The sequence below is a fragment of the Methylobacterium oxalidis genome, from assembly GCF_007992195.1.
Lineage (GTDB): Bacteria > Pseudomonadota > Alphaproteobacteria > Rhizobiales > Beijerinckiaceae > Methylobacterium > Methylobacterium oxalidis.
This window is the reverse complement of record NZ_BJZU01000016.1, coordinates 34,310-59,188: the sequence shown is the minus strand read 5'-3', so window position 1 is coordinate 59,188 and position 24,879 is coordinate 34,310. Positions and strand designations below refer to the sequence as shown.

Sequence of the window (24,879 nt, the reverse complement as noted above, 5' to 3'; positions counted from 1 at the left end):
AGCCCTGGAGATCCTCATGTCACGCAACGCGTCGCCACGGCTCACCGCCTGCCTGCTGATCTGCGCGGCTTCCTGGGTCGGAGGCGGGGCCGCCCGAGCGGCCGATTACGAGGTGGTCATCCACCACGCGGAGCTTGAGGAAACCGGGATCAAGCCGAAGGTCGGCGACACGATCACGTTCATCAACCACGCGGAGATCTCTCACAACCTCTACCTGACCTACGAGGACGGGCGCATGGAGACCCTGGACACGCAGATTCCCAACAGCACGAAGAAGGCGGTCCTCCACACGGCCGGCCGGGTCGTCATCCGCTGCTGGATCCACCCGATCATCCGGCTCGAGATGACGGTCGCCGACGCAAGCTGAGCGCCCTCCCCGCCCGAAGCCGGATCGATGGACGCCCGACACGGCGTCAGGGCCTCAGCGTTGCCCGCTTCCGGCGTTCGCACTGTCGCACAGTGAGAAGCCCGCGTGAGTAGAAACCCCTTCCTGCAGAAGCTCGAACGCGCGGGCCGACTGACGGACGAGGAACAAACCGCCCTCCAGGCCCTGACCCTCGGCGCTCACGCCCTGCCGCCCCGCCACGATCTGGCCGCGGGCGAGGCTGCGGATCGCGTCCACCTCGTCATGAGCGGCTACGCCTGCCGCTACAAGACGCTGGAGACCGGCAGCCGCCGGATCGTCTCGTTCGTGCTGCCCGGCGACCTCTGCACCCTGCACGACGCCGGCCCCTTCGGTCGTGACCTGCAGGCCAGCACGCTCACGCGCTGCACGGTCGTCGAGATCCCCCGCCACAAGCTCGTCGCGCTGATCGCCTCCTATCCCGGGATCGGCCGTGCGCTGTGGTGGGTCACGCTGCGCGAGCTGAGCCGGGCACGCGAGTGGATCGTCAACGGCGTGCGCTCGGCCGACAAACGCCTCGCCCACCTCTTCTGCGAGTTGCTGACCTGCCTGCAGGTGATCGATCTGGCTGACGGGAACGGCTTCGCGTTTCCCGTGTCGCAGGCGGACCTCGCGGACGCCGTCGGCATCTCGCCGGTTCACCTGAACCGGGTTCTGCAGGCGTTGCGCGGAGAGGGCCTGCTCTCGTGGAGCAACCAGCGGCTGATCATCCCGGACGTCGATCACCTGAAAGCGTTCGCCGAGTTCGACCCCGCCTATCTCTGCTTCGACGGTTTCGAGCATCGGGCCGCGATCGACCGCGTCCAGCCCGCCCCGGAGAGGCGCGTGAGGCTCGCCGCCGGTTGAGCCGCCGGGCCATGACGCTCGGCAACCGGCCGCTCGGCGAGTGCGGAGGCTGCGCCGTGAGGATCATCGAGGTCCGGCAACGCAGCGGGCAGCCCCGACCGCCGTCGCGGCAGCACCGAGGATCGAGCGGCCGCGCCTCGCTCGGCCTGATCCGTCGGCGAACCTACAGCGCCGGCACGGGAGCGAGGGCCTGAGGCCGCGCCTCCCAGCGCTTCGTCAGTTCGAACAGGTCGACGGGGCACGCATCGATGCAGCTGCCGCAGTTCGTGCAATCCCCGGCCAGTACGACGCGGGTGCCTTTGCCCCGCAGAGCGGGCGCGATCACATGGGGCTCCGGGCAGACGTTGAAGCACGCGCCGCAATTCGTGCAATCCTCGCGGCGGGCCGCGGCCACCCGGACGACGCTGGCCCGCCCCACGATCCCGTAGAACGCTCCCACGGGACACAGATGGCTGCACCAGCCGCGCCGCGTGACGACGAGATCCAGCAGGAACACGGCGAGGATGACGGTCCAGCCGGCCCCCAGCCCGAAGATGAGCCCCCGTTGCAGGATGCTGACCGGGTTCACGAATTCCCAGGCGACCGTGCCGGTGACGAGAGAGGCGAGGCACGCACCGGCGAGGATCCAGAGCCGGGTGCGACGGTCGAGCTTCCTGTCACGCGTGATGCCCAGCTTCTCCCGCAGCCAGAACGCCGTGTCGGTGACGATGTTCACCGGACAGACCCAGCTGCAATAGGCTCGACCGCCCACCAGAGCGTAGAGCGCGAGGATGAGGACCGCGCCGAGGGCGGCGAGCGCCGCCGGCTGCACGCCCGCGGCGAGGGATTGCAGCAGGATGAACGGGTCGGTCAGGGGAAGAACGCCCAGGACCTGGCTCGACGCGAAGTTCCCCCGCACGATCCACAGGCCGGCGGCGGGCCCGGCCAGGAAGACGAGGAGCGCCGCGACCTGGGAACAGCGACGCAACAGCCACCACGTGTGCGCGCGAAACCAGCCCTTCGCCTCGACACCCAGCCGGCGGTTCTGAGAGGTGATGCTGAAGCGGCTCATACGGGTCGTCCGGCTCGGTTGCGTCCTTCGCCACCGAGCCCGAGCTCGCGCGGCAGGACGCGGATCGCCGCATGGCCGAGGACGCAGTGCTTCTCGCAGGTGCCGCAGCCGGTGCACTGGTCCGAATGGACCGTCGGGATGACGCGTCGGCGGCCGTTGATGACCTGGACCTCCAGCGTGATCGCTTCGTCGCGCGCGGGGCACACGCGGTGGCAGATGCTGCAGGTCAGTCCCTTGTAGTTGAGGCAGGTCTCGTGGCCGACCAGGACGGCGACGCCCATATCGGCCTCGCGGATGTCGCTGATGTCGCGATCGAGCGCTCCGGTCGGACAGGCCTTCGCGCAGGGTACGTCCGCGCACATCGCGCAGGGCGTCTCCCGCGCGACGAAGAACGGCGTGCCGAGCGGCGCATCGTCGGCGAGGGTCGCCAGCCGCAAGGTGTCGTAGGGGCAGGCCCGCACGCAGAGGCCGCAGCGCACGCAGGCGGAGAGGAACTCATCCTCCTTGAGCGCGCCGGGCGGCCGCAGCGCCCCGGCTTCGGCCTTCCGGGCGCTGTCGACGTAGGCCGTCAGTGCCAGGCCGGCGAGGCAGGCGACCCCGGCCGCTTTCGCCCCGTTCGCCAGCAGTTCCCGACGGCTCAGCGCCTTTTCTGTCGCCATGACTCAAGCCCGACTGAGGTTGGATCAATTCGGTCGCAAGATCGTTTGTCTCTACTGCCGATGTTTGCTTCTGTTCGATATGGATGTGACTGCGTCCAATTTTTCCAATCAGCCGCGGCATTTATGAATACAATAATGTATAGTAATATTTTCTGCTGACTATCACCAGCTTCGCTTCCTGGCCAATCTTTTCTGCATCGGCAACCTGTGATCAGCAGGACGGGCGGAAACGGGTATCCTCCGACCGTCGAATCCGAGGCGACATCATTGATGTCCGTGCCGCCTCATCAGCAAGCGACAGCCTCATCTTTCCCTGCCCAGGTCGAGAGACGTTCGCCCTCTTCGCACCCGAACATGACCTACCACGTCGCGAGTTTCCTGTAAAGAACATTAATTACCTGATGTTCAAAAGTCACGGTTGCGGGCGTCGCCACGAGAACAGGGGTCGGGTCTTTCCCTTCTTTCGAAGTCGGACGGGCGTGACATCCCCGCATTTCGGCGAGATCGGATGTATGCAATGAGCAGTCGCGCGCAGCAACTGTGATAAAAAATAAGCCGGAATATCTCGATTTCGACATTTTTCAGAATGTGGAACTGCATATCTTCGCAGCAGAATTTTCGGAAACTCTGTCTCGGGACCGTACGCCAGAAAATGGCCGCCCAATCCGTTTCCCGCAGAGAATGGGACGGTTTGTTCGCTACCGACGCTATCCGAATGCTCGAACAGAGGCAATTATGAGTTGTCTATACTATATGCTGAGATGAGAATGTCAGTTTTCTGGTTTCTCTCGACGGCATTATTCATCGCTCACCCGGGAAGCGTCTGTCCGACGCCCCGTGCGACAGCCGGAGCATGCCCGAGAGCGAGGATATCGCAGCCGGCCCCCGTGGAGCCGCTCATCGGCTGAAGACCGGCACCTGCCCCCTGCCCTCAGCCGATTGCCGACGCGCGGGAGTCTCCGACGCCGGAGGGCACACGCGTGCCGGGTCCACCGCACGCAAATATCCGCCTGCAACGGGCAGTCCCGGCGAGTGTGATGCCGATCACATATCGTGCCCGCTCCTTCGCGTAATCAATGTCTCGGCTTCAAGCAGAGAGACGAGCCCGAACACAGCGAGAGCCTAAAGCGAAACACTCTTCGTCAAAGTTCGTCATCGTCGATCGGGGCCTTCACAAAGACCCATCAATCCATTGAGAAGACGCAGGAGAGCATCATGTCCACGAAGTTCGGAACGGCCGGCAACGATTTCATCGACTTCATCGGCCAGGGCAACAGCAACGACACCGGCTACGGCCTGGGTGGCAACGACACCATCCTCGGCTGGAACGGCGACGACAAGCTCTACGGTGGAGCCGGCAACGACCTCATCAAGGGTGAGAACGGCAACGACAAGCTCTACGGCGGGACCGGCAACGACACCATCCACGGTGGGAACGGCAACGACTACATCGACGGCTGGACCGGCAACGACAAGCTCTACGGCGAGGCCGGCAACGACACCATCCTGGGCTACGACGGCAACGACCACATCGACGGCGGCGCCGGCAACGACACCCTCTACGGCGAGAAGGGCGACGACTACCTCGACGGCTGGACCGGCGACGACACCATGTACGGCGGGGCCGGCAAGGACACGATGCTCGGCTACGACGGCGCCGACAAGCTCTACGGCGGCGAGGGCGATGACTCTCTCTACGGCGAGAAGGGCAACGACGTCCTCAAGGGCGAGGGTGGCAACGACCACCTGTCGGGCGGGGATGGCTACGACCAGCTCTACGGCGGCGACGGCAACGACACGCTCTCGGGCGGCGGCAGCTTCGACGACCTGTACGGCGGCAAGGGCGTCGACACCATGACCGGCGGTCAGGGCGCCGACTGGTTCAAGTTCGAGACGGGCGACACCGGCGACGTCTACGCCGGCAAGGCCGACACCATCACGGACTTCAACGGTGCCGAGGGCGACAAGATCATGCTCAAGGGCAACTACAGCTACGCCGGCGACACCGCCACGCCGGGCGAGGGGCAGTACAGCATCTGGCAGAAGGGCGGCGACTTCGTCGTGACCTACAACTCCACCACCGATGCCGGCTACCACGACATCGTGGTCAAGGGCGGCGACCCGCACGGCGACGTCTCGTTCTACTGAGAGGCCGCAGCCGGTCATCGGCAGACGCGCACAACAGTCCCGCCGGCCTCAGGTCGGCGGGATTTTCTGTCGTCCGCAGATCCTGCAGCCCGGATCCATCGACGCACGAAGAGGCGTGCCGAATCCTCATCGCCCCTCTCTCGGCTCGCGCCTGCTGCACCAGCTTCCGCCGATCGAGGCGGCAGCGCGTGTCGCGTGTGATCACGGTCACGCCGCAGGATCGGCGCTGATCGCTCCCAGCCATGATCGACCGTCCTGGCGCTCCGGTGACGAAGGGGGGCGCTTCCCTCCTGCGTGCGGGCCAGGCCGGCTCGGCCTTCGGAGTGTGACCCCCGTCACGGAACGCCGGGGCAGGCCCGATACAAATCCTGATGCCCGGTCGGGATGCCCCAGCCCACATCGCTCAGCACGGAGATCTGCCATGACGACGAAGTCTCAAGATGTCGGATCCGTGCTCACCCACTGCCGCTCCGGCTTCATCAGCCTGCTGGTCACCAGCGGCCTCGTGAACACGCTCTACCTCACCGGCTCGCTGTTCATGCTGGTCGTCTACGACAACGTCATCCCGAGCCGTTCCGTCCCCTCCCTCGTCGGCCTCGTCGTGCTCGCCCTGATGCTCTACGCCTTCCAGGGCGTCCTCGAGACGATGCGCGCCCGCATGCTGACCCGCATCGCCGCCGCCCTCGACGACGGCCTCAGCCCGCACGTCTTCACGACCATGGTGCAGGGTCCCCGGGAGGGTGCCGCGCCGGGCGGTACCTACCTGCCGATGCAGGACCTCGACCAGCTGCGCGGCTTCCTCTCGAGCGGCGCGCCCGTCGCCCTCTGCGACCTGCCCTGGATGCCCCTCTACTTCGCGCTCTGCTTCCTCTTCCATCCCCTGATCGGGCTGACCGCGGTTGCCGGCGCCCTGTTCCTTCTCGGGGTCACGGTGCTGGCCGACCGGCTCACCCGCAAGCCGCTCAAGGTCGTGAGCGAGCACGCCGCGCGCCGCAGCGTCGTCACGGATGCCGGCTGCCGCAACGCCGACGTCATCCTCGCCATGGGCATGCAGACGCACTTCGCCGCCCGCTGGAACGAGGCCAACCAGGGCTACCTCATGGCCCAGCAGCGCGTCTCGGACGTGTCCGGCGCCATGGGGGCCGTCTCCAAGATGTCGCGCATGGCCCTGCAATCGGGCGTCCTCGCGGTCAGCGCCCTGCTCGTCATCAACGGCGACGGCAGCACCGGCATCCTGCTCGCCTCCTCCCTGCTCCTCGGCCGGGCCCTGGCGCCGCTCGACTCGACGATCGCGAACTGGAAGGCGGTGGTGGCGACGCAGCAATCCTGGAAGCGCCTCACCGCGCTCGCCGCCCACGGCGCCGCCGCACCCCGCAAGTCCAGCCTGCCCGCGCCCTGCCGCTTTCTCAAGGTGAATGGCATCAGCATCGCCCCGCGCGGCAGCCAGCGCCTGACGGTGCGCAATGCCAGCTTCGGCCTGAAGGCCGGACAGGCCGTCGCCGTGATCGGCCCGAGCGGATCGGGCAAGTCGACGCTGATCCGCGGCCTGATCGGCGTGTGGCCGGTGCTGCGCGGAGCCGTTCAGCTCGACGGGACCTCGATCGAGCAGTGGTCGCAGGAGGATCTCGGCCGCCACATCGGCTACCTGCCGCAGGACGTGACCCTGTTCGCCGGCACGATCGCGCAGAACATCTCACGCTTCGCCGCGGACGCGACGCCGGAGCTCGTCGAGGCGGCCGCCAGGGCCGCGGGGATCCACGAGCTCATCCAGCGCCTGCCGGAGGGCTACGACACCGAGCTCGGCGAGGGCGGCACCGGACTCTCGGGCGGGCAGCGGCAGCGGGTCGGGCTGGCCCGCGCCCTCTACGGCGAGCCCTTCCTCGTCGTGCTCGACGAGCCGAACGCCAATCTCGACAGCGAGGGCGACACGGCCCTGACGCGGGCGATCCTCGGCATCCGGGCGCGCGGCGGCGTGGTGGTCATCGTGGCGCATCGGATGAGCGCCCTGGCCGGCGTCGATCTGGTGCTGAAGATGGAGGGCGGGCAGGTCCGGGCCTTCGGCCCCAAGGACGAGGTCCTGCGGCGGCCGCAGGGTGCGGGCGCACCCGGCGCCGCACCGGCGACGTCCCGTCCCCCTCGCCCTGCGAACGCCCCGGTCCCGCTGCCGATCGCGCAGAGCGCGTGAAGGTCTCCTGAGTCCGGGCAGGTGCCCTTCCTCGCCGCGCGCGTCCCGACCGTCTTCCGGAGGCCCGGTGCCGTCGTGCGCCGGGCCTCTCGGCCGCGGAAGGGCCGCCGCCCGATCCGCGCCCGGCGCTTCGGTGATCCGCATCACAGTCGCCGTCCCGGTCCGGTGGGACACTCGGGATCTGAGACGAGCCGATCGGATCGGCAATCCCGAGCAAGGAACCACCGCCATGGAAACCGAAGCCTTCAGCCGCCCCGCCTCCCTCAAGATCTGGCACGCGGGCCCGGAGCAGTTCTTCCCGGCCGAGCCGGAGCAGTTCGCGAGCTTGCGCGAGGCGATCGCGGCGGCGGCGGACACCCTCGCGGTTCCCGGAAGCCAGCCCTGGATCGTCACGGACGAGGGCGAGCTGCTGCCGCCGAACTGGATCCGCTCGCAACTGCACTGAGCGAGCGCGGACCGGCACGCCGCACGGGGACCGACCCGGAGGCGCTCCGAACCGACGAACCCGACGATCCGCAGACGAGGTCCCGATCCATGCGCGCCCGCATCCTTCTCGTCGCTCTGGGCACAGCCCTGGGCTCGCCCGGGGCACAGGCGGAGGCGTTCCGACTGCAGTTGCCGCTCGCCTGCGAGCCGGGCCGAAACTGCTTCGTTCAGCACCATGTCGATCACGATCCGGGCCCGGACGCGCGCGACTACGCGGGCGGTCCCCGCACCTACGATCGGCACGATGGAACCGATCTGCGCCTGACGTCGCGCGTCGCGGCGGCCGGCCCCCTCGGGCGCGTGCGGGCCGCGGCGGCCGGGCGCGTGCTGCGCACCCGCGACGACGCACCGGATGTCTCGGTGCGCGAGGCCGGGATCGAGACGGTCGAGGGCGTCGAGTGCGGCAACGGTCTCGTCGTGGCCCATGCGGACGGCTACGAGACCCAGTACTGCCATCTCGCCAAGGGAAGCCTCAAGGTCCGGCCGGGCGAGGCCGTCGCCGCCGGCCAGGAGCTCGGCCAGGTCGGGCTCTCGGGCGCGAGCGAGTTTCCGCACCTGCACTTCACGGTCCGCCGTGCCGGCCGGACCGTCGATCCCTTCGCGCCGGATGTCGCAGGGGCAAGCCGACCGGAGGGCAGCCTCTGGGACGAGGGCATCCGAGATGGGCTCGCCTACCCGGCCGGGACCGTGCTCAACGCCGGCTTCTCCGGCGGACCCGTGAGCATGGCCGCCGTGGAGGCCGAGGCCACCGGCGGGGCCAGCGCGCAGGGGGACGCCCTCGTCGCCTGGGTACGGGTGATCGGGCTCGATGCCGGCGATGTGCAGAGCCTCATCCTCAGAACGCCGGACGGACGCATCCTCTCGACAAGCCGGCAGCCGCCGCTGACCAAGCCGCGCGCGCAGGCACTGATGTTCGTGGGCAGGAAGCGTCCGGCCGAGGGCTGGCCGAGCGGAACCTACGTGGCGACCTTCAGCCTCGTGCGGGCCGACGGGAGCGCTGCCGAGCACAGCTTCTCTCTGCGCCTTCCGGGCCCGTAGCCGCCCGAGTGTGATCCGGGTCACGGATCGCGCCGGCAGCCCGTCTAACAGTCGCATCACGCCCGAGAACAGGAGACCCGCGTGATGCCGACCGCCCTTCCGATGAACTCCGTCCGCTCTTCCGCCACCGCCCAGGCCATCCGGAAGGATGCGGTCCACGCGGCGATCGGGCGCCAGGTGCGCTGGACCGCCCTCATCGTCGCCGTGCTGGTCGGCGGCATCGGCGGGTGGGCGACGTTCACCGAGATCGGCGGCGCCGTCATGTCCTCGGGTCAGCTCGTCGTCGAGAGCGACGTCAAGAAGGTGCAACACCCGGTCGGCGGCATCGTCGGCGAGCTGCGGGTGCGCGAGGGCGACCGCGTCAAGGCCGGCGACATTCTGGTCCGGCTCGACGAGACGCAGCCGCGGGCGAGCCTCGACATCGTGCTGCGCGCCCTCGACGCCCTGATCGCCAAGCGGACCCGCGAGGAGGCCGAGCGCGACGGCGACATGGCCCTGAGCTTCCCGTCCGACTTCCAGGCCCGGGCCGCCTCGGACGAGGCTGTGGCCCGCCTGATCGACAGCGAGACGCGCCTGTTCCTGGCCCGCGCGAAGACCCGCAACGTCCAGAAGTCGCAGCTGCGCGAGCGCATCACGCAGCTCGAGCAGGAGATTGCCGGCACCACTGAGCAGATGGCCGCGAAGACGCGGGAGACCGCGGCGGTCAGCCGTGAGCTCCAGGGCATCCGCGAGCTCTGGGAGAAGAACCTCGTCCAGATCTCCCGCCTGACGAACCTGGAGCGCGAGGCGGCGCGCCTCGACGGCGACCGGGGCAAGCTCCTGGCCTCGCTGGCGCAGGCCAAGGGCAAGATCAACGAGGTCCACCTCCAGATCATCCAGATCGACGAGGACATGCGCAACGAGGTCAGCAAGGACCTCGCCGAGATCCGCAGCAAGTGGCAGGAGTACGAGGAGAAGCAGACGGCCGCCCTCGACCAGTTGCGCCGCACCGACCTGCGGGCACCCCAGGACGGCATCGTCCACCAGATGACGGTGCACACGGTGGGCGGCCTCGTGACACCGAGCGAGCCGGCGATGCTGATCGTGCCGGAGGCCGACGAGCTTGCCATCGAGGTGCGGCTCCAGCCCAAGGACATCGATCACGTTCACATCGATCAGGCGGCGATCCTGCGCTTCTCGGCCCTGAGCCAGCGCACGACGCCCGAGATCAACGGCACGGTCGACCGCGTGTCCGCGGACGTGACGCAGGACCAGAAGACGGGCCAGAGCTTCTACAAGGCGCGCATCCGGGTGTCCGAGGCCGAGCGCAAGCGCCTGGGCGACATCCGCCTCGTGCCGGGTATGCCGGTCGACGCCTTCCTCAAGACCGGCGACCGCACGGTGCTCTCCTACCTGACGAAGCCGCTCATGGAGCAGATCGGCAAGGCGTGGCGCGAGAAGTGAGGTGGGCCGCTCCGCCGGCAGCGGGCGGCTTGATCCGGCTCCTCGCCGCACCGGGGAGCGCCGGCACGGTTCCAGGCCGGCGGCGGCCTTTGCCGATCTTCATCGAGGGCGGCCATCTGAGTGACCACCATCACGGTCGTCGTCGGCCCTTCCGCTCAGAATGCCGTCAGCCTTCAGGTCGTCGCGGGACGTGACGCCAGGGCTCGGAGCAGCATCATGGACCCGTTCGCCATCATCGAAGCCATGCTGGAACGGCCGGTGCGTCCGCACCTCGTCTCGGCCCTGGACGTGTTCGATTTCGCTCGGCAGGCGTTGATCGATGCGCCGGGCTACGACCGGCACATGCGCCTGGAGGAGCGGTTTCAGTCGGGCGACGGCTGCTTCACGGCCTTCCGCGTTCGGGACGAGTTCGGGCGCGAGAGCGGCGGCAGCCCCAGCATCAGCTTCGTGCTGGCCGAGGCGGAGTGCCTGCCGGAAAGCCGGCTTCGGGAAGGCTTGGCAGCCGTGATGACGACGCTCGTGAGCCGATTGCTGCGCGAGCGCAGAGCCGGTTGCGAAGCCGTCGCTGCCTGAGGTCGAGCTTGGCAGATGCTCGCTTCCGTGGCTTCGATGCTGGATGCAGACCGGCAGCTTTCCGCCGGAAGCCGTGACCCGGACCTGCGGTTCGGTCGGGTTGGCCGTTCAGGAGGCGGAGCGATGGTCGGTTCGATGTGGCGCGCGGTCGTCGGGCTGGCCGCGATGGCATACCTGTCGGGAGCGGGCGCGATGGCCGAGGACGGACTGATCACCCTGAAAAGTGCCTTCGGGCCGGCGGAAACCATGGGACGGCTCGAGGCCGAGGTGAAGACCAGGGGCATGACCGTCTTCGCCCATGTCGACCACGCCGCCGGTGCCGCCGCCGCGGGCTTGCCGCTGCGGCCGACGGACCTGTTGATCTTCGGCGCGGCCAAGGGTGGCACGCCGCTCATGCAGTCGGCGCAGACCGCCGGCATCGACCTGCCCCTGAAGGCCCTGGTCTGGCAGGACGAGGCCGGCGCGACCTTCCTGTCGTACAACGACCCGGCCTATATCGCCCGCCGCCACGGCCTCGGTGCTTCCGCCGACGCCGCCGTGGGAGCGATGTCCGGCCTGCTGCGCGAGATCGCGAGGACGGCGACGACGTCGCCTTGATCAGCCTACCACGCTCCCGCATCGAGCCCATCGCATCGGGCGTGCCCGGCACCGCCGCGCTGCAGGGTCGGGCGACTTGTCTGGCGAAGCCGGGCGGTCGATGCTGCGCCGCACCAGCCACAGGGTGACGAGGGCGCGACATGGAATCGATCGGCCGGGATCTGCGCGAGATGCAGCGCGTACCGCTCGCGGCGTCGCACGTCGCCGCGCTCCGGGCCGCGGGAATCGAGCGCCGCTACGCGGCCGGGGCCTTCCTCGCCCGTGCAGGCGAGCCGGCCGACCGCTTCGTCTACGTCGTGCGGGGCGAGATCGAGGTGGTGAACCCGTTCACGGACGAGCGCCACCTTCCCTCGACCCTCGGACCGACGCAGTTCATGGGGGAGATCTCGTTCCTGAACGGCGGCAACTGGTCGATGCCCATGCGGGCGGTCGAGGAGACCAGCGTCATCGAGGTGCCGCGCCCGGAGATGCTGCGGCTGATGTCCGAGATCCCCGAGATGTCGGACATCGTCATCACGGTCCTGGCCGCCCGGCGGCGGCGTCAGCTCGACTCGCACGACGGCACGCTGGTGCTGATCGGCGAGGACGACGACCGGGCCGTTCGGCGGGTCGCGGAGTTCGCGAGCCGCAACCGCCTGCCCTACCGGTCCTACGCGCTGGGCAGCCCGGAGGCGGCGGATGTCGCGCGAAGCTGCGCGATCTCGGCCGACCGTCCGGCCGTGATCTTCGGGCGCGACATCGTCGTGACGGACCCGACGCCCGACAAGGTCGCGCAGCTGCTGGGCCTGAACTACAACCTCATCGACGACGAAGCCTTCGACGTGCTCATCGTGGGCGGCGGCCCCTCCGGCGTGTCGGCGGGCGTGTACGCGGGCGCGGAGGGCCTGCGCGCGCTCGTGGTCGAGGACGTCGCGATCGGCGGCCAGGCCGGCACGTCGAGCCGGATCGAGAACTACATGGGCTTCCCGACGGGCATTTCCGGTGCGGATCTCGTCTGGCGCGGCGAGGTCCAGGCGATGAAGTTCGGCACGCGGTTCGCGATGCCGCGGCGGGTGGCGAAGCTGGAGCGCCTCGAAGAGGGCGCGTTCTGCGCCACCTTCGAGAACGGCCAGCGCGTTCGCGGACAGGCCGTCGTCGTCGCGACCGGCGTCCAGTACCGCCGGCTGCCGATCGCGCGCCTCGAGGACTTCGAGGGAGCGGGCGTCTACTACGCGGCGACGGAGATCGAGGCGCGCTACTGCAAGAACGCCGAGGCCGTCGTGATCGGCGGCGCCAACTCGGCGGGTCAGGCGGCGATGTATCTGAGCCGCACCGCACGGCACGTCCGGCTTCTGGTGCGCGGGCAGTCGCTCGCCACCTCGATGTCGAACTACCTGTCGAGCCGGCTCGACGCCGATCCGGCGATCACGATCGAGTACGGCGCCGAGGTCAGCGCCCTGCACGGCGATGACCGCCTCGAAGCGGTGACGATCCGCACTGTCGCCGACGGATCGACACGCACGATCCCGACCTGCGCCGTGTTCATCATGGTGGGAGCCGCCCCGAATACCGGCTGGCTCTCGGGCCTCGTCGAACTGGACGAGCACGGCTTCGTGCGCACCGGGGTGGCGATCGGCGCGAGCTCGCCCTACGCCACGTCGCATCCCGGCATCTTCGCGGTCGGCGACGTGCGCGCCGGCTCCGTCAAGCGCGTCGCGGCCTCGGTGGGCGAGGGCTCGGTCGTCATTTCCAAGGTGTGGGAGCACGTGCGGAGCTGAGAGCAAGTCGCGGGACGGCCCGCGCCGGCTCGTGAAGCGAGGCTCGTACGGCCGGAACTCCGGTCAGACCGGCACCGCCGCCGCGGCCTCGCGCTCCGAGGATCGCGGCCGCCTCCGGTGCGCGGCGATGCAGGTGACCACGCTCAGCGCCACGAGGACGAAGGCCGCCACCTCGAGCGGCTGCGGCAGGCGCCGCTCCCACGCGAAGCCGTAGAGCAGCGCGAACAGGGTCTCGAACAGGATCATCTGCCCGACCAGCGTCAGAGGAAGCAGCCGGCTCATCCGGTTCCAGAGCGCGTTGCCGGAGAGCGAGGCGAGCACCGCCACCCCGACCGAGACGCCGGCGAACCACGCCCAATCGGCGCCGCCGTGCTGCCCCGTCGCGGATAGAAGCGCGAGCGGGAGGAGCACCACCGCCTGGGCACCGGTGACGAGGCCGGTCAGCAGGTTCCAGTCGTGCACGGAGACGTCGCCGAGGCGGCCGAGGCAGCGGCTGTTGCCCACCGCGTAGCAGGTCCAGGAGACGAGCGCGCCCAGCGCGCAGGCGAGCCCCGTGACCTGCGCCGCCAGCGAGCCGGAGGCCGGCGCGGCGACCGCCTGCCAGCCGATGCAGAGGGCGCCCCCGACGCAGAGCAGGAGCGAGGGCGCGAGCCTGCGCAGCGGCACCGCGTCGCGATCCCGGCTGCCGATGAGCGTGACCGCCACCGGCAGGAAGCCGATGACCAGAGCCGTCAGGGCGATGCCGCCGGCCTGCACCGCCAGGGAGAGAAGGATGTAGTAGATCGTGTTGCCCGCCAGCGAGAGCCAGGCGAGGTCGAGCCACTCCCGCCGGCCGATCCGGGGCAGGAGCCGGCGCAGCCGCGGCGCGATCAGGGCGGCGGAGATGAGGCCGAAGGCCAGGTAGCGCCCGACCGCGATCTCCAGCGGCTGGAAGCCGCGCACCAGTTCCGGCGCAAGGAAGACGAGCCCCCACAGGGCTCCGGCACCCAGGCCGCACAGGATTCCGGCCAGCGTCGCGTTGCCGGCCGTGGCGATGTTCGTCGTCGTCCGCATGAGTGAGGGATATCACCGGTCCGGCGAGCCGAGGGCTCTTGATCGGCGGGCGAAACGAGACATCCACTCGCCGGATGGCCAGCCTGCGCAACATTCCCCCGCGAGCGCTCGACGCGTTCGACCTGGCGATCCTCCGCATCGTCCAGAAGGACAACAAGACGCCGCAGCGCGTCATCGCCGAGGCGGTGAACCTGTCGCCCGCGGCCGTGCAGCGGCGGATCACGGCACTGGAGCGGAGCGGCGTCATCGCCCGGAACGTCGCCGTCGTGGAGCCGGAGGCGCTCTCGCTCGCCATCACCGCCCTGGTGGAGGTGAGCCTGCGCGACGAGCGCGCCGCGACCGTCGACGCGGCGAAGGCGCTGTTTCGCGCCACGCCCGAGGTACAGCAATGCTACTACGTCACGGGCGGCATCAGCTTCGTGATGGTCATCATCTGCCGCGACATGCGCAGCTACGAGGCGCTGACCCGCCGTCTGTTCGCCGAGAACGACCTCGTCGCCTACTACCGGACCAACGTCGCGCTCGACCGGGTGAAGGCCGACACGGCCCTCGTCGTGGATTGAGGCCGCGGCTCCGTCAGCCGGAGCGTGTGCCGAGCGGGCCCGCCTCAGATCTGCTTCCGTCGCTCCACCAGGGACAGGAACCTCTCGTACTCGCCCGGATCGACGCGATACGAATGGTCGTCGTCCGGGAAGGCCGCGGCCTTCACCTCCTCGACGTACCGGCGGATGCCGGCGACCGCCACGTCGGTGAGGTTGGCGTAGCGCTTCGTGAATTTCGGCTTGAAATCCGTGAACACGCCGAGCAGGTCGTAGGCCAGCAGGATCTGGCCGTCGCAACCCGGACCCGCCCCGATGCCGATGGTGGGAATCGTGAGCTGCTGCGAGATCAGGGTCGCGATCGGCGCCGGGACCGCCTCGAATTCCAGCATGAAGCAGCCGGCATCCTCGATGGCGAGCGCATCCTCGAGGATCTTCATGGCGGCCTCGGCGGTGCGGCCCTGGATCTTGAAGCCGCCGAAGGTCGCGATGGTGTGCGGCGTCAGGCCGATATGCGAGGCCGTGGGGATGCCCGCGTCGACGAGCGCCTTCAGGATGTGCGCCTGGCTCCTGCCGCCCTGCGGCTTCACCGCGTCGCAGAGGGCCTCCTGCATGAACCGGGCGGCATTCGTGAGGGCGCGGTCGACGGTGCTGTAGCTCTGATAGGGCATGCAGCCGAGCACGAACGTGTTCGGCGCCCCGCGCCGCACGGCCTCAGCGTGCAGGATCATCATGTCCATGGTCGCCGGGATGGTGCTGGCATGCCCATGAGCGACCATCGCGAGGCTGTCCCCGACGACCGCGACGTCGACGCCGGCCATCTCCGCCCAGCGGGCCGAGGTGTAGTCCGGAACGGACATGTAGACGATCTTCTCGCCCGTCCGCTTCGCCGCGCGGATGTCGAGGATGGTCCGCTTCTCGACCCGCTGCCCGGCCGTGCCGGCGCCGGATCCGGTATCCGCACGCATCTCCGCCCCTCGCTGTTCTCGTGCCGGCGGCCTCAGGCCAGGCGCTGGAGGACCCGGTCGATGTCGGCCGAGGTCATCTCCCACTCGTTCTGGAAATTGGCCACGACGCTGCGCATGAAGGCCGGCTGGAGCCGCTCCGCCCGCGCGGCGTCGCCGAGATGGTCGACGAGCAGGGCGTAGGCGAGCTGCGAGGGCTCGGGGCCCTCGTAACTCCACTCGAAGCCGTTGCGCGAGTAGCACCTGCTGCCGGTGCGCGCGTCGAGCGGCTCGCCGTCGACGGTGACGACGATGCCGTCGATGGTGCGGTCGCCCGCGTAGAGCTTGCTCACGGGCGCGCCCCCTTGAGCTGGTGGCGCGGCGTGCGGCCGTCGGAGCGGGTGCGCATGACCTCCGGGAAGATCCAGAGGCTGACCACCATGAAGGGGCCGAGGAAGGCCACGGCCCATTGCGGGCCGGTCTGGCCGAGATGGCCCATGTAGAACCAGCCGGCGAGCGCGGCCAGCGCGACCGCGACCGACAGGCCGAACTTGATCGGAAACGGCATCGAATCCCTCCCGGGCGTCGCGTGGTGTCAGAGGCTGAAGACGGCGCCGACGTGCTGGAGCAGGCTCAGCGACACGGAGAAGCCGGTGAGCACGATGGCGAGGCCGGCGACCCCGTCCCGCCAGCTCTGGGGCCAGACGTTGAACAGGCCCGGCGCGAACAGGACCGCGAGCCCGGCCACGATGACGAGGCTCGTCCAGCGCAGGTTCGCCGCGCCGTAGGCCATGCTGCCGCCGACGAGGGCGACGAGGAGCAGCACGTTCGCCGCGATCAGGACGAGGCCCAGGGGACGGCTCCGCAGGTCGGGGCGGGTCTCCAGCGGGAACACGCCCGTCAGCACGTAGAAGCCGATGCTCGCCACGCCGGAGAAGAGCGCGAACCAGAGCAGGGCCGCCACGTTCGGTTCGATCATGTCCATGATGTTCCTCCCGGAAATTGCCGGCGGCGCCGCCGCGCCGCCCGATCGCGTCGGCGGCGGGCCTACTCGGCCGCCTGCACGGCGCCGGGCTCCGGCGCTCCCGGCGTGCGGGAGGTCTTGCGCATGTCCGTCTTCACGAAGCGCGTGTCGTACCCGTTGAAGAGCGTGCCGATCAGGCCCCGGTTGAGGTCCGAGGTGCCGAACAGCCAGTCCATGATCGGGAAGGTGAGGTTCATGTTGCGCTCCATCATGATCGACTGGTCGTGATGGGCGGTGTGGTGCCGCCGGTTCGTGTTGATGAACGGCATGTTGCGGACGAACCAGTTGTCCTCGACGTGGCAGCAGAAGTGCATGAACTCGTAGATCAGGTAGACGCTCGTCGTGGTCCCGATGAACAGCCAGCCGACGTTCGGCGTGAACACGTTGCCGAGGACGATGGCGCCCGGGATCGACATCAGCGTGAAGGTGGCGAGCGCGTAGGGCGGGAAGAACGTCACCCGGTAGTCCCGGTGATCGGCGAACCGCATCTCATGGTCGGTGAAGAACTGATGATGCTGCAGCGTGTGCCGGTTGTAGACCGCCCGCGCGATCGGGTTCTGCGAGGGACGGTGCATCACGTAGCGGTGCAGCCACCACTCGAAGAAATTGCAGAACAGGAACACGACCGGAACCGTGGCGAGCTCGGCCCAGCTCGGCGAATGGATGTTCGAGACGTAGATGTACAGGGCGGTGAGGCCGATCGTGTAGATGATCGCGATGTGCAGGACGCCGTTGTACCAGCCCGCGACACGCTGCCGGTAGTTCGCCCGGTAGGCGCGCTGGCGCTCGCTCATGTTCGTGACCGCGAGTTCCATGGCATCTCCTCCGCTCTCGGATCCAGTTAGGATACCACTGATATATCAGATTGCAAGCGGGACGGCGGCCCCTGTCGGGGAGCGGTCCGGGCACGTCGCCGTGCCCGGACCGTCCGGTCAGCGGGAGATCGCCTCCAGGGACTGCCCCTTCGTCTCGATGCCGAGGATCGCCACGCTCAGGGCGGCGACCACGAAGGAGCCGGCGCCGAGCGCGAAGACGCCGCCGTGCCCCAGCGTCGGGAGGATGATGCCGATGACGTAGGGCCCGATGAGCGACCCGACGCGCCCGACCGCCGAGGCGCAGCCGGCGCCGGTGGCGCGGGCGCGCGTCGGGTAGAGTTCCGGCGTGTAGGCGTAGAGCACCGACCACATCCCGAACAGGAAGAACTGCATCATCAGGCCGAACGCGATCAGCCAGGTGAAGCTCGGCGAGTGGCCGTAGAGGTAGGCCGCGACGGCGCTGCCGATCAGCATCAGGACGGCGGTGGGCTTGCGGCCCCAGCGCTCGACGAGGATGGCCGAGGTGATGAAGCCCGGCACGCCCGCGAGCGAGATCAGGATGGTGTAGACGACCGACTTGGTGACGCTGTAGCCGGCCTCTTGCAGGAGCGCGCCGAGCCACGTGGTCAGGCCGTAGAAGCCGAGCAGCGCGAAGAACCAGGTCAGCCAGATCATCACGGTCCGGCTCGCGTAGCCGGGGCTCCACAGTTCGAGGAACGAGAAGCGGCGCTCGCCCCGGGCCTGCTCCGGCAGCGGCTGCGGCTCGGGCAGCGGCCGGCCGTTCAGCCGCTCGCTCACCTTCGCCTCGATGCCGCCCATGACGCGGTCCGCCTCCTCGTAGCGTCCGCGGTCGGCCAGCCAGCGGGGGGATTCGGGAACGAAGAACCGGATCGCGAACAGGAACAGCGCCGGCACCGCCTGCGCGAGGAAGACGGCGCGCCAGTCGAAGTAGCTCAGCAGCACGTAGCTGAGGCAGCCCGCCGCGATGAAGCCGAGCGGCCAGAAGCCCTCCATGATGGCGAGGTAGCGCCCGCGGTTGGCGGTCGGCAGGAACTCCGAGACGATGGCGAGCGCCACCGGGAACTCCATGCCCATGCCGAAGCCGAGGAGCAGGCGGGCGTAGCCCAGCGTGGTCGCGTCGGGCGCGTAGGCGCACCAGACGCTGCCGACCCCCCAGAAGATCATGCTGACCTGGAAGACGACCTTCCGGCCGAACCGGTCCGCCAGCATGCCGGAGATGCCGGCGCCCAGGAACATGCCGACGAAGCTCATGCTGGAAAGCAGCCCGGCCTGGGCCGTCGTCAGCCCGAACTCCGTCTTGATCGAGCCGAGGAGGAAGGTGAGCGAGCCGAGATCGATCGAGTCGAAGAACCAGGCGGTCGCGATGATCAGGAAGATGTTGCGCTGGAACTGCGTCATCGGCAGGCGCTCGAGCCGCGCCGCGATCATGCCGTTCGACGCACGCGCCGTCGCCGTCCCGACAGCTTGGTCCGGCAGCACGCCGCCCGTTGGAATCGCGATCTGCCCGACCATCGGCCCGCCTCCCGGATTGTGTTGTATGCGTGAGAAGCATGCCGGATATGTCTGAGATGCGCAAGATATATCAGACGTACGCAGATTGAGGACCGATGCCTCGCGCACGATGTGTCCGGGCGCTCGGCATGGTATCCAGGTGCCGGCAGGCACGGTGTGGGCTGACGATGAACTTCGTGACCGGAAAGACCGCGGGCGTTTCGGCTCCGGAGCGTGGGCGCAAGCGAGCCCGCAAGGCCGGTCGGGAGGCGCAGGACCCGTCATCCGGTCAGGACGACCTGCCGGACCTCACCCTCACCGAGAAGGCGTACCAGCAGCTCGAGGAACTGATCACGACGCTCGTCCTGCCGCCCGGGATGGTGCTCGGCGAGCAGAATCTCGTTCAGCGCCTCGGCATCGGGCGCACGCCGATCCGCGAGGCCCTGCAGCGCCTCGCCCGCGACGGGCTCGTCGTGGTGATGCCGCGGCGCGGCATCCTCGTCTCGGAGATCAACGTCCGCACCCAGCTGCGCCTGCTCGAGACGCGGCGCGTGCTGGAGCGGCTGATCGCGCGGCTCGCCGCCGAGCGGGCGACGCAGGAGGAGCGCGACGTCTTCGCCGGCCTCGCCCAGGACATGCGCGAGGCGGCCGCGGCCTCGGACGACCTCGCGTTCATGCGCCTGGACAACCAGTTCAACGGACTGATCGCGGCGGCCTCGCGCAACGAGTTCGCCGTGCGCTCGCTCGCCAACATGGCCGGCCTGTCGCGCCGCTTCTGGTACCAGCACTACAAGCAGGCCGCGGACCTGCCCCTGACCGCGAACCTGCACGCCGACGTGTGCGAGGCCGTCGCCAAGCGCGACGCGCAGGCGGCCGGGGCCGCCTCGGACCGGCTGATCGACTACATCGAGAGCTTCGCCCGCAGGACGCTCGACACCTGAGATCCGCGGTCCGACTGCGGGAGGCGGGTCCGCGAGATGCCGCCGTGAGGTTCTCTCAGCCCCGCGCCTCGGCCAGCGCGAGGTGCCGCTCGATACCGATAGCTTCGAGGAAGCGCTCGTCGTGACTGACAACGAGGAGCGCGCCGTCGTAGGCGGCGAGCCCGCCCTCGACGGCCTCGATCGAGTCGATGTCGAGATGGTTCGTCGGCTCGTCCAGCATCAGCAGGGATGGCGGGGTCCGGCCGCCGAGCACGCAGGCGAGGCCGGCGCGCAGCATCTGGCCCCCGCTCAGGCACCGGACCGGCTGCAGCGCGGCGTCCGTCCGGAACTGGAACCGGGCGAGCGCGGCCCGGCAGGCGTTCTCGTCCTCGCCCGGGTTGAGTCGACGGAAATTGTCCCGGATCGTCGCGCCAGGATCGAGCAGGCTCACCCGCTGGTCCAGCAGCGCGAACGGGACGTGCAGGCCGACTTCGCCCGCGGAGGGGCGCAGCGCCCCTGTGAGAAGGCGCAGCAGCGTCGACTTGCCCGCGCCGTTCGGCCCGACGACCGCCACGCGCTCCGGCCCGACGATCTCCAGCGACAGGTCGCGCAGCACGGGCGCGTCGGAAGCGTAACCCGCCGTGACCCGGGTCGCGGTCACGACCCGCCGGTTCGCCGCCAAGCGCGTTGGCGCCAGCGCCACCCGAAGCTGCCGCAGCGCCTCGATGCGCTCGCGGGCGGCCGCGGCGGCGGTGCCGGCCTCGGTCCGTCGGCGCTCGGCGAGGCGGGCCTGGACGCCGCCGGTCGCCTCGCTGCGGTTCCTGCGGGCACCGAGCAGAATGCGGGGCGCGTCGCCTCGGGCGGCCTCGCGCGCGCCGGCGCTGTCCTTGCGGGCCTTCCGCTCGGCCGCCTGCTGTGCCGCGCGGGCGGCCGCGGCAACCTCCTTCTCCGCATGGACGAGGTCGTGCTCGGCGGCCGCGAGATCCAGCTCCCTCCGCGCCCGGTAGGCGCTCCAGCCTCCGCCGTAGCGGCCGACGCCCGCCGCGGTGAGTTCCACGATCGCTTCCATCGCTTCGAGGAGCGCGCGATCGTGGCTGACGACGAGCGCACCGCCGCGCCAACCGGCCAGCAGCGCCGCGACCGCGTCCCGTCCCTCCCGGTCGAGGTCGTTCGTGGGCTCGTCGAGGAGCAGGAAGTCCGGCCGGGCGAAGACCAGAGCGGCGAGCGCGGCGCGGGTGCGCTGCCCGCCCGACAGTCCGGAAAGCGGCGTGTCGGATGGGATCCCGAGACCGAGGCCGGCGAGCGCGGCCTCGATCCGCGTTTCCAGCGTCCAGTCAGCCTGGGCCAGTTCGGCGGCGCTCGCCTCGCCCAGCCCGGCGCGCCGCAGGAGGGCGAGACCGTCCCGGGCGCCGAACAGGTCGGCGACGTGCTCGGACGCGTCCGCGCGGACGGTCTGGCGCATCACGCCCAGGCGGCCGCGCACCGAGACCGAGCCGCTGCCCGGCTGGAGATCGCCCGCGATCAGGCGCAGGAGCGTGGATTTCCCGACACCGTTGCGCCCAACGAGCCCAGTGCGCTCGGGGCCGAGGGCGAGATCGATGTCGGAGAAGAGCGGTCGGCCGTCCGGTGTTGCCCAGGACAGGCGGGAGAGCGTGATGAACGCGGACATGGATCTGATCCCGAAACAAGCTTGGCAGAGAAGCGGGTTCGGGCAGGAATCACATGGCGCGGGCGCACTCCGGTTGGACGCTGCCTGCTAGACGGATTGCCGGCAGGGCGCAAGACGGTCGACCCTGGCGCGGGCGTCGCCGCAGGGAACGGCCGCTGCGGGCTTCCGGAGACGGCGACGAGGACCGGCGCGCGCCGGGGCGGCGGACCGTTGGAAGATTTCGAGGCCCGTCCGCTCCGGTGCCGCGCGGCCCGGTAGCCGCGGCGGGGGTGATGCGAACCCGTCCCGTGCATCCGCAACACAGGGCCGGGATCTGCTCGAGACGCGACTTGCCCGAGACTTGTTGCCGTTCCGAGGATCGGCGAGCGGATCTCGATTCCGATCATCCCGGCAGCGCCGGGATCCGGAGCAACGCCGCGCCGCGGCGGCGCGCGAGCGTGGCCGTCCGCTGTCGCCGCACCCTTCGGACGGGGCGATTTTCCTGCTTGCTTCGGTCGGGGAGATGGCCTCTCATCGGCGTCGCCGACTGTTCTCGCTCGAGGTGTCCACCCGAATGGCGATGGATCAGGTTCAAGGGCCCACTCCGTCCTCCACGCCGCTCGAGCGCGACGCCCGCCTGGCGTCCACGGATCACAAGGTCGCGCCGAGCGAGATCGCGATCGGCGTCATCATCGGCCGGGCGGCGGAATACTTCGACTTCTTCGTCTTCGCCATCGCCTCCGTGGTGGTCTTCCCGAGGGTGTTCTTCCCCTTCGCCGATCCCGTGACGGCGACGCTCTACTCCTTCGCCATCTTCGCGCTGGCCTTCGTCGCCCGGCCGGTCGGCTCGGTCATCTTCACGGCCGTGGACCGCCGCCACGGCCGCGGCGTCAAGCTCACCGTCGCGCTGTTCCTGCTCGGCTTCTCCACCATGGCGATCTCGTTCCTGCCCGGATACGCGCAGATCGGCGCCTGGTCCCTGTACCTCCTCGGCATCCTGCGGATCGGCCAGGGCCTCGCCCTCGGGGGCGCCTGGGACGGGCTCGCCTCGCTGCTCGCGCTCAACGCGCCGATCGAGCGGCGCGGCTTCTACGCCGCCCTGCCGCAACTCGGCGCGCCGTTCGGCTTCATCGTGGCCGGCACCCTGTTCTCGTTCTTCCTGCTCAACCTGCCGGAGGCCGACTTCCTCGACTGGGGCTGGCGCTACCCGTTCTTCTGCGCCTTCGCCATCAACGTCGTGGCCCTGTTCGCCCGGCTGCGCCTCGTGGCGACGGACGAGTTCGCGCGGCTCCTCGAACTCAGGCGGCTCGAGCCCTCGCCGATCCTCCCGCTGATCCGGGACCACGCGCGCGATCTCCTCGTCGGCGCGCTCATCCCCCTGGCGAGCTTCGCGCTGTTCCACCTCGTCACCGTGTTCCCGATCAGCTGGATCACGCTGTTCACGCACCGCTCGGCGGGCGAGTTCCTGATGGTGCAGTGCTCGGGCGCCTTCATCTGTGCGGGCGCCATCCTCGCCTCGGGCCTGATCGCCGACCAGATCGGGCGGCGCATGCTGCTCCTGATCTCGGCCGGCCTGATCGCGGTCTTCGCCCTCGGCAGCATCATCGCGCCCCTCCTCTTCGAGGAGAACGCGATCGGCCAGACGATCTACGTGAATGCCGGCTTCGCGCTGCTCGGCCTGTCCTACGGGCAGTCCTCCGGCGCGGTGACGTCCCGCCTGGAGCAGCGCTACCGCTACACCGGCGCCGCGCTCACCAACGATCTCGCATGGCTCCTCGGCGCGGGCTTCGCGCCGCTGATCGTCCTCTACCTCTCGGCCCAGTACGGGCTCGCCTGCGTCGGCCTCTATCTCCTGTCGGGAGCGGTCACCACGCTGCTGACGCTCAGCATCTCGCGCTCGGAAGTCCGGCAGGTCTGACCCGTGCGGACGTGCCGGCTCCCCTCCCCCTCGCGCCCGTCCCGCCGCCCGCGGCGGCGAGGGACCCTGGAGTGACCGCCGTGGCCGCCGAAACGCCTGTCCCCCGCCGCTCCCGAGGACGCTGGACGAACAGGATTCTCGGCGGCTCGACGGCGCTCGCGGCCCTGACGCTGCTCGGCGGCTGCAACATGATCGTGATGAACCCGGCGGGCGACGTCGCGGTGCAGCAGCGCAACCTCATCATCGCGTCGACCGCGCTGATGCTGCTCGTGATCCTGCCGGTGATCGTGCTCACCTTCCTGTTCGCGTGGCGCTACCGGGCCTCGAACACGGAAGCGACCTACGATCCCGACTGGCACCACTCGACCCAGCTCGAGGTCGTGATCTGGACGGTGCCGCTGCTCATCATCCTCGCGCTCGGCGCCATGACCTGGGTCAGCACGCACACGCTCGACCCCTTCAAGCCGCTCACGCGGCTCGCCCCCAACAAGCCCGTGCCGCCCGAGGTGAAGCCCCTGACCGTGGAGGTCGTCGCGCTCGATTGGAAGTGGCTGTTCATCTACCCCGAGCACGGCATCGCCAGCCTGAACGAGATGGCGGCGCCGGCGAACGTGCCGATCACCTTCAAGATCACCTCCTCGTCCGTCTGGAACACGTTCTACGTCCCGGCGCTCGCGGGCATGATCTACGCCATGCCGGGCATGCAGACGCCGCTCCACGCCGTCATGAACCACGAGGGCGAGTTCCGGGGCCAGTCGGCGCATTACAGCGGCTCGGGCTTCTCCCGCATGACGTTCGGGTTCCGGAGCCTGTCCCGCGAGGGCTTCGACGCGTGGGTGGCCAAGGCGAAGGCGTCCGCCACGCCGCTCGACCGCGACGCCTACCAGGCGCTGGAGAAGCCGAGCGAAGCGGTGCCGGTTCAGTATTTCGGCACGGTCGAGGACGGCCTCTACGCCGCCATCCTGGGCATGTGCGTCGCGCCGAACGCGATGTGCGTCGGCGAGATGCACCACATCGACAAGTCGGGCGGCGCCGGCAAGGAGAGCGAGGCCAACCGGGAGCGGCTCGACTACGACAACCGCCGCGCCTGGTCCGGCCACGAGGCGCCGGGCGCCACCTTCCCGGCCTCGGGGCGCGCGCCGCGCAGCAGCGAGCAGCCCGAGGGCATGATGCCCCGCGACCAGGACAAGAGCAGCGGCGGCATCAACGAGCCGAAGACCACGCCCGACCAGGGCCAGGGCAACGCCGTGCCGGGGGCCGACCGGGCGCCGGCGCCCGCCCAGCTCAACAACGCGCCGACCGCACCTCACCGGCACTGAT

Annotated in this window: 24 protein-coding genes; 14 read left to right on the top strand and 10 right to left on the bottom strand. The window is 69.5% G+C overall.

Translation table 11 applies throughout. From position 1 onward, the window contains the following. The first annotated feature begins 16 nt into the window (after positions 1 to 16). Entirely contained in the window at positions 17 to 367 is a 351-nt protein-coding gene (locus MOX02_RS05365; protein ID WP_238179120.1) for a cupredoxin domain-containing protein, read from the top strand. 105 nt (positions 368 to 472) lie between these two features. After that, positions 473 to 1,249 carry a Crp/Fnr family transcriptional regulator gene (locus MOX02_RS05360; protein ID WP_147024770.1) on the top strand — a complete coding sequence of 259 codons (777 nt, stop codon included), beginning with the start codon at positions 473 to 475 and terminating at the stop codon, positions 1,247 to 1,249. Between the two features lie 163 nt (positions 1,250 to 1,412). On the opposite strand, the gene napH is transcribed toward MOX02_RS05360, so the two are convergent. Continuing rightward, positions 1,413 to 2,300, bottom strand: coding sequence for a quinol dehydrogenase ferredoxin subunit NapH (napH, locus tag MOX02_RS05355; RefSeq protein WP_147024769.1), 888 nt, complete (start codon positions 2,298 to 2,300; stop codon positions 1,413 to 1,415). Then, positions 2,297 to 2,959, bottom strand: a complete 663-nt coding sequence (napG, locus tag MOX02_RS05350; RefSeq protein WP_147024768.1) for a ferredoxin-type protein NapG — start codon at positions 2,957 to 2,959, stop codon at positions 2,297 to 2,299. Before napG ends, napH begins: the two co-directional genes overlap by 4 nt. A 1,215-nt stretch (positions 2,960 to 4,174) precedes the next feature. Between napG and MOX02_RS05345 the strand changes: the two genes are divergently transcribed. The 8 genes from MOX02_RS05345 to MOX02_RS05310 all read left to right on the top strand — a co-directional run bounded on the left by MOX02_RS05345 (position 4,175) and on the right by MOX02_RS05310 (position 13,186). After that, positions 4,175 to 5,107 (top strand): calcium-binding protein, encoded by a 933-nt coding sequence (locus MOX02_RS05345; RefSeq protein ID WP_147024767.1) that lies wholly within the window; start codon positions 4,175 to 4,177, stop codon positions 5,105 to 5,107. Positions 5,108 to 5,528: 421 nt separating this feature from the next. After that, positions 5,529 to 7,292, top strand: a complete 1,764-nt coding sequence (locus MOX02_RS05340) for a type I secretion system permease/ATPase (RefSeq protein WP_147024766.1) — start codon at positions 5,529 to 5,531, stop codon at positions 7,290 to 7,292. A gap of 229 nt (positions 7,293 to 7,521) precedes the next feature. Beyond that, positions 7,522 to 7,737 (top strand): hypothetical protein, encoded by a 216-nt coding sequence (locus tag MOX02_RS05335; protein ID WP_147024765.1) that lies wholly within the window; start codon positions 7,522 to 7,524, stop codon positions 7,735 to 7,737. 89 nt (positions 7,738 to 7,826) lie between these two features. Further along, positions 7,827 to 8,816, top strand: coding sequence for a M23 family metallopeptidase (locus tag MOX02_RS05330; protein ID WP_147024764.1), 990 nt, complete (start codon positions 7,827 to 7,829; stop codon positions 8,814 to 8,816). Positions 8,817 to 8,900: 84 nt separating this feature from the next. Further along, positions 8,901 to 10,259: an HlyD family type I secretion periplasmic adaptor subunit gene (locus MOX02_RS05325; RefSeq protein ID WP_373866718.1), complete on the top strand. Its 1,359-nt coding sequence runs from the start codon at positions 8,901 to 8,903 to the stop codon at positions 10,257 to 10,259. A 120-nt stretch (positions 10,260 to 10,379) separates the two neighbouring features. Continuing rightward, complete coding sequence (locus tag MOX02_RS05320) at positions 10,380 to 10,832, top strand: hypothetical protein (RefSeq protein WP_147024763.1); 453 nt, start codon at positions 10,380 to 10,382, stop codon at positions 10,830 to 10,832. Between the two features lie 192 nt (positions 10,833 to 11,024). Further along, positions 11,025 to 11,429, top strand: a complete 405-nt coding sequence (locus tag MOX02_RS05315) for a DUF302 domain-containing protein (RefSeq protein ID WP_147024788.1) — start codon at positions 11,025 to 11,027, stop codon at positions 11,427 to 11,429. Between the two features lie 140 nt (positions 11,430 to 11,569). Beyond that, positions 11,570 to 13,186: an FAD-dependent oxidoreductase gene (locus tag MOX02_RS05310; protein WP_147024762.1), complete on the top strand. Its 1,617-nt coding sequence runs from the start codon at positions 11,570 to 11,572 to the stop codon at positions 13,184 to 13,186. A 63-nt stretch (positions 13,187 to 13,249) separates the two neighbouring features. Here the strand turns inward: MOX02_RS05310 and MOX02_RS05305 are convergent, their stop codons facing one another. Beyond that, the gene (locus tag MOX02_RS05305) at positions 13,250 to 14,239 is read right to left on the bottom strand and encodes a DMT family transporter (RefSeq protein ID WP_147024761.1); all 990 of its coding nucleotides are present in this window, start codon (positions 14,237 to 14,239) and stop codon (positions 13,250 to 13,252) included. A 74-nt stretch (positions 14,240 to 14,313) separates the two neighbouring features. Here MOX02_RS05305 and MOX02_RS05300 point away from each other — a divergent pair, with 74 nt between their 5' ends. Continuing rightward, positions 14,314 to 14,802, top strand: coding sequence for an Lrp/AsnC family transcriptional regulator (locus MOX02_RS05300; protein ID WP_147024760.1), 489 nt, complete (start codon positions 14,314 to 14,316; stop codon positions 14,800 to 14,802). 44 nt (positions 14,803 to 14,846) lie between these two features. On the opposite strand, the gene panB is transcribed toward MOX02_RS05300, so the two are convergent. The 6 genes from panB to MOX02_RS05270 all read right to left on the bottom strand — a co-directional run bounded on the left by panB (position 14,847) and on the right by MOX02_RS05270 (position 19,094). Continuing rightward, positions 14,847 to 15,746 (bottom strand): 3-methyl-2-oxobutanoate hydroxymethyltransferase, encoded by a 900-nt coding sequence (gene panB / locus MOX02_RS05295; protein ID WP_147024759.1) that lies wholly within the window; start codon positions 15,744 to 15,746, stop codon positions 14,847 to 14,849. 32 nt (positions 15,747 to 15,778) lie between these two features. Next, entirely contained in the window at positions 15,779 to 16,075 is a 297-nt protein-coding gene (locus MOX02_RS05290) for a DUF6166 domain-containing protein (RefSeq protein WP_147024758.1), read from the bottom strand. Continuing rightward, complete coding sequence (locus tag MOX02_RS05285; RefSeq protein ID WP_147024757.1) at positions 16,072 to 16,290, bottom strand: hypothetical protein; 219 nt, start codon at positions 16,288 to 16,290, stop codon at positions 16,072 to 16,074. Before MOX02_RS05285 ends, MOX02_RS05290 begins: the two co-directional genes overlap by 4 nt. A gap of 27 nt (positions 16,291 to 16,317) precedes the next feature. Next, positions 16,318 to 16,707: a hypothetical protein gene (locus tag MOX02_RS05280; protein ID WP_147024756.1), complete on the bottom strand. Its 390-nt coding sequence runs from the start codon at positions 16,705 to 16,707 to the stop codon at positions 16,318 to 16,320. 62 nt (positions 16,708 to 16,769) lie between these two features. Further along, a complete protein-coding gene (locus MOX02_RS05275; RefSeq protein ID WP_147024755.1) occupies positions 16,770 to 17,561 on the bottom strand; it encodes a sterol desaturase family protein in 792 nt (263 codons plus the stop codon). A gap of 117 nt (positions 17,562 to 17,678) precedes the next feature. After that, positions 17,679 to 19,094 (bottom strand): MFS transporter, encoded by a 1,416-nt coding sequence (locus MOX02_RS05270; RefSeq protein ID WP_147024754.1) that lies wholly within the window; start codon positions 19,092 to 19,094, stop codon positions 17,679 to 17,681. A gap of 167 nt (positions 19,095 to 19,261) precedes the next feature. Between MOX02_RS05270 and MOX02_RS05265 the strand changes: the two genes are divergently transcribed. Then, on the top strand, positions 19,262 to 20,014 hold the full coding sequence (locus MOX02_RS05265) for a GntR family transcriptional regulator (RefSeq protein ID WP_147024753.1): 753 nt from the start codon (positions 19,262 to 19,264) through the stop codon (positions 20,012 to 20,014). Positions 20,015 to 20,069: 55 nt separating this feature from the next. On the opposite strand, the gene MOX02_RS05260 is transcribed toward MOX02_RS05265, so the two are convergent. Beyond that, positions 20,070 to 21,662: an ABC-F family ATP-binding cassette domain-containing protein gene (locus tag MOX02_RS05260; RefSeq protein WP_147024752.1), complete on the bottom strand. Its 1,593-nt coding sequence runs from the start codon at positions 21,660 to 21,662 to the stop codon at positions 20,070 to 20,072. Positions 21,663 to 22,215: 553 nt separating this feature from the next. Here MOX02_RS05260 and MOX02_RS05255 point away from each other — a divergent pair. Both MOX02_RS05255 and cyoA read left to right on the top strand, forming a co-directional pair. Next, on the top strand, positions 22,216 to 23,559 hold the full coding sequence (locus tag MOX02_RS05255) for an MFS transporter (RefSeq protein ID WP_147024751.1): 1,344 nt from the start codon (positions 22,216 to 22,218) through the stop codon (positions 23,557 to 23,559). Between the two features lie 188 nt (positions 23,560 to 23,747). Further along, the gene (gene cyoA, locus MOX02_RS05250; RefSeq protein ID WP_147024787.1) at positions 23,748 to 24,878 is read left to right on the top strand and encodes a ubiquinol oxidase subunit II; all 1,131 of its coding nucleotides are present in this window, start codon (positions 23,748 to 23,750) and stop codon (positions 24,876 to 24,878) included. The last annotated feature ends 1 nt before the right edge of the window (position 24,879 follow it).